Raw genomic sequence first — 11,523 nt, forward strand, 5'->3', positions numbered from 1 at the left:
GGCACATTTTTTGACGGGCAAGGTGTCAGTTTTTCAGGTGACGACTGGCTAAGCGGACCGCCAGCGCCGCTGCGCCGGCTAAGGTTGCGAGCGCAACGACGCCATTCCAGCTCCAGTGGGCCAGCGCCAGACTGCCCAGCGCCGCTCCGGTCGCCATACCGATAAACACCACGGTAAACAGCAATGCATTCAGGCGACTGCGTGCTTCTGGTGCCAGGCCATAGACCAGCGTCTGATGCGCCACCAGCGTGGCCTGCACGCCTAAATCAAAGCCGATGGTACAAACCACAATCAGCGCTAGCTGCGCGGGCATGGGCAATAACGGCAGCAGAAACATCAGTGCAAAAGAGATCGTCACCAGCGCGGCACCGGCCTGCGTCACCCTTGCCGGACCAATGCGGTCAGCGAAACTGCCCGCCAGCGGCGCTGCCATAGCGCCTGCTGCACCGGCTAACCCAAACGCTCCGGCCACGGCACTGTCGAGATGAAAGCGGTCGCTAAGCATTAACGCCAGCGTCGACCAGAAGGCGCTGAAGGCGACCGACAGCAGACCCTGAGCCAGCGCAGCGCGGCGCAGCGTCTGATGGTGACGCCACAGATGCACCAGCGACAGCAACAGGCGCGGATAGCTCACCGAAGTACCGGGTGCAAAGCGCGGCAACACCCGCCACAGCGTCAGCGTAATCAGTAGCACCGCCAGCGCGGCGATCATATACAGGGTGCGCCAGCCGAAATACTCCGCTACGACGCCGCTGACCACCCGCGACAAGAGGATACCTACCAGCAGCCCGGTCATCACCGCGCCGACGATTTTCCCCCGGCTGCGTTCCGGGGCCAGCGCCGCCGACGCGGGCACAATATCCTGCGCCACGGTGGCGGTCAGCCCGGTAATAAAACTGGCAACCAGCAGCGCGCTGAGTCCGCCGGAAAAGCCACACAGTAGCAGCGCTGCGACCAGCAGTAAGCCTTTGATAAAGATAATAGTGCGGCGGTCGTGACGATCGCCCAGCGGAGCCAGCAGCAGAATACCCAGCGCATAGCCCGCCTGAGTCAGCATCGGCACCATGCCGACTGCGCCGATGCCCGCATTAAACTGCTTACTGATGATATCCAGCATCGGCTGGCTGTAGTAAATCGATGCGACGCTGAGCCCGGCTCCGGCGGCCAGGGTAAACACCAGCGGCGTGGAGAGCGATTCATTTTGCGTCTGAGTCTGTATGGCTGACATGCTGTAATCCTCGTCATTTCGTGCAACCATTAAAGCGCATCACGGTTATACGCGGTAGACTGATACCAGACAAAACCGTTATGCGTGGTACGTATGAACAACTCTAACAGCAGCGATCGCATCGACCTGATGCAGACGTTTATCCGTATTGTCGAGAGCGGTAGCTTGTCCGCCGCCGCGGCCCAGCTCGGCACAACACAGCCTACCGTCAGCCGTCGCTTACAGACCCTGGAGCAGCGGCTGGGCCTCAAGCTGATCCTGCGCACCACTCATGCGCTGAAGCTCACCGATGATGGCGAACGCTGCTACGCCCGGGCACGGCAGCTGCTGGCGACCTGGCATGCGCTGGAAGATGAGCTGACCGGTGCCAGCGATGACCCAATCGGTACGCTGCGGGTTCGTGCGCCGCACGCCTTTGGTCAGGATCAGCTGATCGCGCCGCTGGTGGACTATCTGCACCGCTTTCCCCGGCTCAATATCGAGTGGATGCTGAATGACCGCACGCCCGACTTTATGGCGGAGAACGTGGACTGCGCCATTCAGGTCGGTGCGCCCACCGATTCCTCGGTCGTGGCGATTCTGCTGGCCGAAGTGCCGCGCATTGTGGTGGCGGCCCCGCACCTGCTGGCGCAGCATCCGCCGATTGAACGGGTGGAGCAGTTGCGCGAGCTGCCGTGGCTGGCGCTGACCAGCTTTTACCGTAATGAAGTGGCGTTGCAGAAAATTGACGACGGCCAGCCGGTGAACCTGGCGATTACGCCCCGGCTGAGCAGCGACAGTTTATATGCGGTGCGCAAAGCGGCGCTGGCCGGGATGGGGGCGGCGATTGTCTCTTCGTGGGCGGTGCAGGACGATCTGACTGACGGCAGTCTGGTTCAACTGATGCCCGCCTGGCAGGCCCCGCCGCTGCCGGTGTGGCTGACCTATCCCTGGGCGAGTTACTACCCGGCCAGGCTGCAACACTTTTTTGCCATGATCAAAGAGGTGATGCCGCAGCTGGCGGGCACGCGCCCGGCGTCGAAGCCAGCAGGCCGTTCAGGGGGAGCAGAGCGGAAGGGATAAAGCAGGCGCCCGCCTCAGCGGGTCGCCAGGTGATAAATTACTTTTTATCGTAGCGCGACATTTTGTCCAGCCAGCCCATCACAAAGGCCGAGAGCACGAAGGTCAGGTGGATAATCACGTACCACATCAGCTTATCATTATCGACGTTGCGCGCTTCCATAAACACCCGCAGCAGGTGAATCGAAGAGATGGCCACGATAGAAGCCGCGACTTTGTTTTTCAGCGAGCCGGAGTCCATCTTGCCCAGCCAGCTCAGCTTCTCTTTGTCTTCGTCGATATCAAGCTTGGAGATGAAGTTCTCATAACCCGACAGCATCACCATCACCAGCAGGCCGCCCACCAGCGTCATATCCACCAGCGACAGCAGCAGCAGGATCAGATCGTTTTCCGCAATGCTGAAAATGTTGGGCAGCAGGTGGAAAATTTCCTGGAAAAATTTAATGGTCAGCGCCAGCAATCCCAGCGAAAGTCCAATGTAAACCGGAGCCAGCAACCAGCGCGATGCATACATCAGGTTTTCGGTAAAACGTTCCATACAATCCCACGAATAATCAAACAGGTCCGGAAGTATAACCGATCCACTGTGAAGTTATTTCAGCCCTTCGTCAGAAATTTCAGGGACCGGCGGCAGCGGCAGTGAGAGACGAAATGCCGCGCCACCTTCGGGTCGGTTCTCTGCCCAGATCTGGCCGCCGTGGCTCTCGACAATGGTTTTACAGATTGCCAGACCCAGCCCGACGCCCGGCACCGCCGACTCTTTATTACCGCGCCAGAACTTATCGAATATCCGGGTTAAATCCTCTTCAGCAATGCCCGGTCCGCTGTCCCAGACCGCAATCTCCAGCCGTGTCGCAGCACGCCAGGCGCGGATTCCACGCGGCGCGCTGTTACCGGCATACTTCAGGCTGTTCTCAATCAGGTTAGTGAAGACGCGTTCCAGCAGCGTGCTGTCGCCTTTAATCAGCACGATGTCATCCGGCAGATCGAGCTGAACCTCATGCCCTTTCAGCGACGGTGCCATGCTGCTCAGCGCCCCGCCGATCACCTCTTCCAGCGCCAGCCACTCTTCACGCAGGTTGAGGCCGCCCGACTGAATGCGCGCCATATCCAGCATGTTGCTCACCAGCCGGATAGTGCTCAGCGTCTGCTCTCGGATCTGGCTGGCCTGCGGCACATATTTTGAGTTGTCGCTGGCCAGGTCGAGCATCAGCATTTCCGCCTGACCAAACAGCACCGTCAGCGGGGTGCGCAGGTCGTGCGACAGCGCCGACAGTAGCGCATTGCGCAACTGCTCTCGTTCCGCCGAAAGCCGGGACGCCGCCTCGCTGTGCGACAGCGCCATCCGCTCCAGGGCGTTGGCAATCAGTACCGTAAAGGTTTCCACCAGCCGCTGCTGTTCAGGGATCATCAGCTGACGCAGGTTCTGCGGCTCTACCACCAGCAGACCCCGGCAGTGCGCGCCGCTTTTCAGCGGCAGGATCTGATAGGGCACCGCCGGTAAGGTATCGGTGCCCGCACCCGCAGGCTGGCCTTTGCTGTAACTCCATTTCGCAATGGCGCGATCCGGCTCGCTGGCCGGTAACGCCTCGCCCACGGGTTGCAGCTCGCCCTGCTCATCCGGCAGCAACAGCAGGCAGCGCGCCTGTAGGGTGGCATCCAGCACCCGCTGGCTGGTGGCGGCGATATCCTGCGGCGTCAGCGCGCTGCCCAGCGATTTCGCCATCTCATAGAGCTGGCGCGCCCGCTGTTCGCGGTAGCGCGCCACCCGCGCCTGATAGCGCACCCCGGCCGTAAGGTTGCCGACAATGACGCCCACGGCCAGCATCACGCCAAACGTCACCAGATATTGCAGGTCGGAGACCGCCACCGTGCCGGTGGGGGCCACAAAGAAGAGGTCGAAGGCGACGATATTCATCACCGTGGCGATCACCGACGGCCAGCGGCCATAGCGCAGCGCCACGATCACCACCGCCAGCAGGTAGATCATCACGCAGTTGGCGGGATCGAAATTGATCAGCACCGACTGTCCGGCTGCGGTGACGACGATGCAGAGCACCAGCGCCATCATCACGCCGCGCAGCTGAATGCGCCATTTGTCACTGGTGACGCGGCCTTCCGGCAGCGGATGCGGCGCATCCTTCAGCGGCTCATCCAGTGCGACGACCAGCAGGTCGAGATCGGGGCCGAGCTGGCCCAGCCGTTCGGCAAAACTATCACGCCGCCAGCGCCGCTGCGGGCGACGGCCAGTGACGATTTTGCCCAGGTTATGCTCGCGGGCGTAGCCCAGCACCGCTTCCGCTTCATCCGGTTCCGAGAGCGTAGCCGTTTCCGCCCCCAGCTCCTGCGCCAGCTGTAAGGTGCGCAGAATCGCCCGCCGCCGCGCTTCCGGCAGCCGGTTAAGCCGGGGCGTTTCGACATAGACCGCGTGCCATTCACTGCCGAGCCGTGCTGCCAGCCGGGCGGCGGTGCGCACCAGCTTTTCACTGCCGCTGTCATCACCAATGCAGAGCAGGATGGCATCGCGGGTGTGCCAGACGCGATCCCGCCCCTGCTGATCGCGCCAGGCACGCATCTGGTCGTCCACCCGATCGGCGGTGCGACGCAGGGCCAGCTCACGCAGGGCGAAGAGGTTACCTTTGCGGAAAAAGTTTTCGATGGCGCGTTCCGCGCGGTCGCCAATGTAGACTTTGCCCTCTTTCAGCCGCTGCCGCAGGTCGTCGGGCGGCAGATCGACCAGCACCACTTCATCGGCGCTGTCGAAAAAGGGATCGGGCACGGTTTCGCGCACCTGAATGCCGGTGACGCCGCCGACCACATCGTTGAGGCTTTCAAGATGCTGCACGTTCACAGTGGTCAGCACGTCGATGCCCGCTTCCAGCAGCTCCTCGATATCCTGCCAGCGCTTGGGATGGCGCGAGCCCTGCACGTTGGTGTGCGCCAGCTCATCCATCAGGATCACCGCCGGATGGCGGGCCAGCGCGGCATCAAGATCAAACTCCGCATGACGCGAGCGGCCGGTTGCGCGCCGCGGCAGCAGGGTTAAGCCTGTCAGCAGTTGCGCAGTTTCCGGCCGTTCGTGGGTTTCTACCACGCCAATCAGTACATCCAGACCCTGCGCACGCAGCCGCTGTGCCTCCTGGAGCATGGCGTAGGTTTTGCCCACGCCCGCACAGGCACCAAAGTAAATCTTCAGCTGTCCGCGATGACTCTCGCGGTTAGCCTGCAGCAGCGCGTCGGGATCGGGACGCTGGGGTTCGTGGTTCATCGCTTCCTTAGAGCCTATGCCAACAGGCGTAATTGTTGCAGACAGTCTGGACACGGACAGCGCGGAACAATCCGTAGTACACGTAGTACGTGAGGATGACTCGCTGCGCTCGCCCCTTCAGGGCCGCCCTGACAGGCGTTCAGGTTGCTAAAGCAGCCTGTGTGAGCACTGCCCAGGTTCAGACTGACAAATAAAATAGCCTGATGGGATAGGCTCTTAACACCATTACAGTTCGTTGAGCGCCATGTTCAGCTGCAGCACGTTGAGGGTCGGCGTGCCGAGGAAGGGCATCAGCGGACGATGCGTCATCTTTTCAATCAGCGCCTCGACCTGCGCGACCGGCACGTTGCGGCTGGCAGCGACACGCGGAGCCTGCCACAGGGCAGCCTGGGGCGAAATATCCGGGTCCAGCCCGCTGGCGGAAGCCGTCACCAGCTCCACCGGCACGGCTGCAGGTGCCTGTGGGTTGGCGGCCCGCAGCGCCGCGACGCGGTCGGCGACCGCTTTATCCAGCGCCGGGTTGCTGGCGGCCAGATTGCTGCCTCCTGAGGCCAGCGGGTTATAAGCTTTATCACTGGTGGCTGAAGGACGCCCCCAGAAATAGCCGGGCTGGGTAAAGTTTTGCCCAATCAGCGCGGAGCCGTGCGCCACGCCATCTTCTTCCAGCAGTGAGCCATTGGCCTGGGCCGGAAACAGCCACTGCGCCAGTCCGGTGGTGAGGAAAGGATAAACCACGCCGGTAACAAGCGTAAGCAGCAACAACAGTAAAATTGCCGGACGTAACTGACTCATTTTTTTCTCCTCAGGCCATGCCTGAAAGCACTAACAGCAGATCGATCGCTTTGATGCCGACAAACGGCACCAGCAGCCCACCCAGACCGTAAATCAGCAGGTTGCGGCGCAGCAGCGCAGCGGCACTCAATGGGCGGTAGCTGACGCCTTTCAGGGCCAGCGGGATCAGGAAGATAATCACCAGGGCGTTAAAGATCACCGCCGACAGAATCGCGCTGGCGGGCGAATGCAGCTGCATCACGTTCAGCATGTTGAGCTGCGGATAGGTCGCTGCAAACGCCGCCGGAATGATGGCGAAATATTTTGCCACGTCGTTGGCGATACTGAAGGTGGTCAGGGAACCGCGCGTCATCAGCATCTGTTTACCGATGTGCACCACTTCCAGCAGCTTGGTCGGGTTCGAGTCGAGATCGACCATGTTACCCGCCTCTTTTGCCGCCTGCGTACCGGAGTTCATCGCCACCGCCACATCCGCCTGCGCCAGAGCAGGCGCATCGTTGGTGCCGTCACCGGTCATCGCCACTAACCGTCCTTCTGCCTGATACTGGCGGATCAGCGCCAGCTTGGCTTCCGGGGTCGCCTCGGACAGGAAGTCATCCACGCCCGCTTCCGCCGCAATGGCCGCGGCGGTCAGCGGGTTATCGCCAGTGATCATCACCGTTTTAATGCCCATCTTGCGCAGTTCAGCAAAACGCTCTTTGATGCCGCCTTTCACGATATCTTTCAGCGCCACCACGCCCAGCACGTTAGCGCCCTCTGACACCACCAGCGGCGTGCCGCCACTGCGTGCCACCTCTTCCACCTGCGCATTCACTTCGGCAGGGAAACGACCGTGGTTCGCTTCGATATGGCGACGCACTGCATCAACCGCACCCTTGCGGATCAGCCGGTCCTGCACGTTCACGCCACTCATGCGCGTCTGGGCTGAGAACGGAATAAAGCTGGCCCCCATGCTGCTGAGATCGCGCTCACGCAGATTAAAGCGCTGTTTCGCCAGCACCACGATGCTGCGGCCTTCGGGTGTCTCATCGGCCAGCGAGGCGAGCTGCGCGGCGTCAGCCAGCTGCTCTTCGCTGACGCCCGGCGCGGGCAGGAACTGAGTCGCCTGACGGTTACCCAGCGTGATCGTACCGGTTTTGTCGAGCATCAGCACATCCACATCGCCTGCGGCTTCCACCGCACGGCCACTGGTCGCAATGACGTTCGCACCCAGCATGCGGCTCATCCCCGCCACCCCAATCGCCGACAGCAGGCCGCCGATGGTGGTCGGGATCAGACAGACCAGCAGCGCTACCAGCACGGTGATACTGACCGGCGTACCGCCCCATGCGGAGAATGGCCAGAGCGTGACGGTCGCCAGCAGGAACACGATGGTCAGTGACACCAGCAGGATAGTCAGAGCGATCTCATTCGGGGTTTTACGGCGTTTCGCGCCTTCCACCATAGCGATCATCCGGTCAAGGAAGGTTTCACCCGGGTTGGCACTACAGGTGATCACCAGCCAGTCAGAGAGAATACGCGTACCGCCGGTCACGGAGGCGAAGTCACCACCTGACTCACGGATCACCGGTGCAGATTCACCGGTAATGGCGCTCTCATCCACGGAGGCACCCCCCTCTATCACTTCACCATCGCAGGGAATAATATCGCCCGCTTCGACCAGCACCGCATCGCCTTTGCGCAGCGCATCGGCACTGACCTGCTGCCACTCCGCGCCATAGCGCGCCGCTGACAGTTTTTTGGCAAAGCTGGTCTTTTTGACCCCTTTCAGGCTGCTGGCCTGCGCTTTACTGCGTCCCTCTGCCAGCGCCTCCGCCAGGTTGGCGAACAGCACGGTGAACCAGAGCCAGAGCGCAATCGCGCCGGTAAAACTGGCGCTGCCGCTGATGCGGCCGGACAGCATTGCCAGCGCCAGCAGCGTGGTCAGCACGCTGCCGAGCCAGACCACAAACATTACCGGGTTACGGAACTGTACCCGGGGATCGAGCTTTTTCACCGCATCCCAGGCCGAGGTACGCAGCAGAGCTGCGTCAAATAACGCCTGTTGTTGACGACTCATGAGAATTGTCCCTGAACAAGTTGCAGATGCTCAGCCACCGGGCCCAGCGCCAGAGCAGGAATAAAGGTCAGTGCACCCACCAGCAGCACTGTGCCGATGAGTAAGGCAATAAACAGCGGACCATGGGTTGGCAGCGTGCCGTTACCCACCGGCTGCACTTTTTTCACCGCCATCGCACCGGCTATCGCCATCACCGGAATGATGATGCCGAAGCGGCCCAGCAGCATGCAGACCGCCAGTAGCAGGTTCCAGAACGGCGTGTTAGCACTCAGTCCGGCAAAGGCGCTGCCGTTGTTGTTGGCCGCCGAGGAGAGGGCGTAGAGCACTTCGCTGAAGCCGTGAATGCCGGGATTCGCCATTGCGCTGCGACCAGCGTCGGTCATCATCGCCAGCGCGGTGCCGATCAGCACCAGCGCCGGGGTGACCAGAATCGCCAGCGCGGTCATTTTCATCTCCCACACATCGACTTTTTTACCCAGGAACTCCGGGGTACGGCCAATCATCAGTCCGGCGATAAACACCGCCAGCAGGACAAACAGCAGCATGCCGTAGAGACCGGCACCCACGCCGCCAAACACCACTTCGCCCAGCTGCATCAGCCACATCGGCACCATGCCACCCAGCGCAGTGAAGGAGTCATGCATGGCATTCACCGCACCGCAGGAGGCCGCGGTGGTAATGACCGCGAACAGGCTGCTGTTAAGAATGCCAAAGCGCGTCTCTTTGCCTTCCATGTTGACGGCGCTGTCGGCCCCCAGCTGGAGGAAATGCGGGTTGCCCTGCAGCTCGGCCCACATCACGACGGCGACCGCCGCGACAAACATTAGCGTCATCGCCCACAGCAGCATGTGGCCCTGCCGACGATCGCGCACGCTTTCGCCAAAGGCGAAGCAGAGCGCGGCCGGGATCAGGAAAATGCTCAGCATCTGCACCAGGTTGGTCAGCACCGTCGGGTTCTCAAACGGATGGGCGGAGTTGGCGTTAAAGAAGCCGCCCCCATTGGTGCCCAGCATTTTGATCGCTTCCTGCGACGCCACAGGGCCCATCGACAGCGTCTGCTGTACGCCTTCCAGCGTGGTAAAGCTGTGGTAAGGCGCGAAGTTCTGAATGCTGCCCTGACTGACAAAGAACAGCGCCATCAGCAGGCTGATCGGCAGTAAGACATAGAGCGTGATGCGCGTCAGGTCGCGCCAGGCGTTACCCAGGGTCGCAGAGCTGCGATTAGCGAAACCCCGGATCAGCGCAAACGCTACGGCGATCCCGGTTGCGGCAGAGAGGAAGTTCTGCACCGTCAGGCCCACCATCTGACTGAAATAGCTCAGGGTGCTTTCGCCGCTGTAGGACTGCCAGTTGGTGTTGGTGACGAAGCTCACGGCGGTGTTGAGCGCCAGATACCAGCTCAGGCCAGGCAGCTGCTGCGGATTCAGCGGCAGCGAGCCCTGCATTAGCAGTATGGTCAGCAGCACCACGAAGCCCAGCGCGTTGAACAGCAGAATCGCCAGCAGGTAGTGCGGCCAGCGCATCTCCGATTGCTGCGCGCCCAGCAGTCGCCACAGCGGTGCTTCAAGACGGGCAAACACTGGCTTGTCGGCCACTAATGCGGCCAGACCCCGGCCAAACGGCTGCGCCAGCACCATCAGCAGCACCAGATAAAATGCGATGAGTAAAAAAGCATTGGCCGCCATCAGAAGGCCTCCGCATTTAACAGGGCATAGATCAGATAGCCCAGTAACAACACCACCAGCACAATGCCGGTTATTACGCCCACGCTCACAGGAACCTCCAGAGGATTGGATTTATGGCTTAGCTTGCGCGGAGGCGTATAAAGAAGGGGTTAAAATGCAGCGGGCAGGCGTAAAAATAGTGTAAAAATGGCGAAAAATCAGGCGACTTCCAGCGCCCAGATCCGATTGAGATCGACGTTGCCCCATAGCGTACTGTCCTCTGCGCCCACAATGCTGTCGGTGCAGAAACTGTCGCCGAGGTCGAGCTCCTCCGGTTTCACTTCACGCTGAGCGTGCAGCGACCAGAAGACGTGCACACAGGGACGCATCAGCGACTTTTCCCCCGCTTTCACCACCAGCGCCACCCGGCCGGAGGCCAGACGGACCAGCGAACCTACCGGATAGATGCCGATAGTGCGCACGAAGGTGTGCAGCAGGCCCGGATCGAAGTGGCCGCGCCAGCTCAGCATCTGGTGCATCGCCTCTGCCGGTGTCCAGCCGTTGCGATAGGAACGGGTTGAGGTGACTGCATCGTAGACATCACACACCGCCGCCATCCGGGCGTAGAACGAAATCGCTTCTCCTTTCAGGCGATGCGGGTAGCCGCTGCCATCATATTTTTCATGATGATGCAGGGCGATATCGAGCAGATCGTCATCGGCGTCGGCTTCAATCAGCATCTGCGTGCCCACCACCGGATGCTCGCGCATAATCCTGAACTCCTCTTCCGTCAGCTTGCCCGCTTTGTTCAGGATCGCCAGCGGCACAGCGGCTTTGCCGACATCATGCAGTAAACCGCCCATGCCCACCCGACGCAGCTGCTGCTCATCCAGCCCGAGTTTTTTACCCAGCGCAATCATCAGCCCGCAGACCGCCATGGAGTGCAGATAGGTGTAGTCATCATGATTTTTCAGCCGCGCCACGCTGAGCATCGCTGAGGGTTCACGCGTGATCGAGCTGGCGATTTCATCCACAAGATCCATCATATAATCGAGCTTCAGGCCGTTACCCAGCCGCGCTTCGTTAAACATCGCCAGTACTTTCGGTTTGCCCTGCTGAAAGATCAGCTGTGCCTGGTCCATCTCCTGAAAAAAGGGGGTGCGGCCAATGGTTCTTTTCGCGATCGAGGTGGCGATCGGTGCCTGCACGGATCGATCAAGGTCGATCCAGAGCTGGCGGATCCCTTCACTGCGTAACGTGGCAATTTGTCGTGGATCGGTGATCAGCATCTGATTATGAATGCGCTGGTCCTTTATCCACCAGACCTCCAGCTTGTGGATAAACATCCCTGGCCGCAGTTCATCAATGGTAATCAGCTTTATCACGCTATCACTCCTTACGATCAGCGGGTAGTAAGGTGATATCGGCAGCTGGACAAATATTCTTCAGGCTG

The 11,523-nt window shown here is 60.8% G+C and carries 9 protein-coding genes; 1 reads left to right on the forward strand and 8 read right to left on the reverse strand.

The window, feature by feature from the left end; genetic code table 11:
• Positions 1–25: 25 nt before the first annotated feature.
• Entirely contained in the window at positions 26–1,228 is a 1,203-nt protein-coding gene (locus F3I44_RS10305; protein ID WP_150011278.1) for an MFS transporter, read from the reverse strand.
• A 93-nt stretch (positions 1,229–1,321) separates the two neighbouring features.
• On the opposite strand from F3I44_RS10305, the gene F3I44_RS10310 reads away from it, so the two are divergent.
• A complete protein-coding gene (locus tag F3I44_RS10310) occupies positions 1,322–2,290 on the forward strand; it encodes a LysR family transcriptional regulator (protein ID WP_150011280.1) in 969 nt (322 codons plus the stop codon).
• 37 nt (positions 2,291–2,327) lie between these two features.
• Here F3I44_RS10310 and F3I44_RS10315 read toward each other — a convergent pair whose 3' ends face one another.
• The 7 genes from F3I44_RS10315 to F3I44_RS10345 form a co-directional block, all read right to left on the reverse strand.
• Positions 2,328–2,825: a TIGR00645 family protein gene (locus tag F3I44_RS10315; protein ID WP_150011282.1), complete on the reverse strand. Its 498-nt coding sequence runs from the start codon at positions 2,823–2,825 to the stop codon at positions 2,328–2,330.
• Between the two features lie 54 nt (positions 2,826–2,879).
• The gene (kdpD, locus tag F3I44_RS10320) at positions 2,880–5,555 is read right to left on the reverse strand and encodes a two-component system sensor histidine kinase KdpD (protein ID WP_150011284.1); all 2,676 of its coding nucleotides are present in this window, start codon (positions 5,553–5,555) and stop codon (positions 2,880–2,882) included.
• Positions 5,556–5,780: 225 nt separating this feature from the next.
• The gene (gene kdpC / locus F3I44_RS10325) at positions 5,781–6,347 is read right to left on the reverse strand and encodes a potassium-transporting ATPase subunit KdpC (RefSeq protein ID WP_150011286.1); all 567 of its coding nucleotides are present in this window, start codon (positions 6,345–6,347) and stop codon (positions 5,781–5,783) included.
• A gap of 10 nt (positions 6,348–6,357) precedes the next feature.
• Complete coding sequence (kdpB, locus tag F3I44_RS10330) at positions 6,358–8,406, reverse strand: potassium-transporting ATPase subunit KdpB (protein WP_033734363.1); 2,049 nt, start codon at positions 8,404–8,406, stop codon at positions 6,358–6,360.
• Positions 8,403–10,091: a potassium-transporting ATPase subunit KdpA gene (gene kdpA / locus F3I44_RS10335; protein WP_150011288.1), complete on the reverse strand. Its 1,689-nt coding sequence runs from the start codon at positions 10,089–10,091 to the stop codon at positions 8,403–8,405. The genes kdpB and kdpA overlap by 4 nt, the downstream gene beginning before the upstream one ends.
• The gene (gene kdpF, locus F3I44_RS10340; RefSeq protein ID WP_010253443.1) at positions 10,091–10,180 is read right to left on the reverse strand and encodes a K(+)-transporting ATPase subunit F; all 90 of its coding nucleotides are present in this window, start codon (positions 10,178–10,180) and stop codon (positions 10,091–10,093) included. Before kdpF ends, kdpA begins: the two co-directional genes overlap by 1 nt.
• A 108-nt stretch (positions 10,181–10,288) precedes the next feature.
• The gene (locus F3I44_RS10345) at positions 10,289–11,455 is read right to left on the reverse strand and encodes an HD-GYP domain-containing protein (protein ID WP_150011289.1); all 1,167 of its coding nucleotides are present in this window, start codon (positions 11,453–11,455) and stop codon (positions 10,289–10,291) included.
• Positions 11,456–11,523: the final 68 nt, after the last annotated feature.

The sequence above is a fragment of the Pantoea sp. F_5 genome (assembly GCF_008631595.1).
In the GTDB taxonomy this organism is placed as follows: Bacteria; Pseudomonadota; Gammaproteobacteria; order Enterobacterales; family Enterobacteriaceae; genus Pantoea; species Pantoea gossypiicola.

Bases quoted from the DNA above. Each gene is read 5' to 3' on its own strand.
- F3I44_RS10305 (WP_150011278.1), bottom strand. From the start codon at position 1,228: ATGTCAGCCATACAGACTCAGACGCAAAATGAATCGCTCTCCACGCCG.
- kdpD (WP_150011284.1), bottom strand. From the start codon at position 5,555: ATGAACCACGAACCCCAGCGTCCCGATCCCGACGCGCTGCTGCAGGCT.
- kdpC (WP_150011286.1), bottom strand. From the start codon at position 6,347: ATGAGTCAGTTACGTCCGGCAATTTTACTGTTGTTGCTGCTTACGCTT.
- kdpB (WP_033734363.1), bottom strand. From the start codon at position 8,406: ATGAGTCGTCAACAACAGGCGTTATTTGACGCAGCTCTGCTGCGTACC.
- kdpA (WP_150011288.1), bottom strand. From the start codon at position 10,091: ATGGCGGCCAATGCTTTTTTACTCATCGCATTTTATCTGGTGCTGCTG.
- F3I44_RS10310 (WP_150011280.1), top strand. From the start codon at position 1,322: ATGAACAACTCTAACAGCAGCGATCGCATCGACCTGATGCAGACGTTT.
- F3I44_RS10315 (WP_150011282.1), bottom strand. From the start codon at position 2,825: ATGGAACGTTTTACCGAAAACCTGATGTATGCATCGCGCTGGTTGCTG.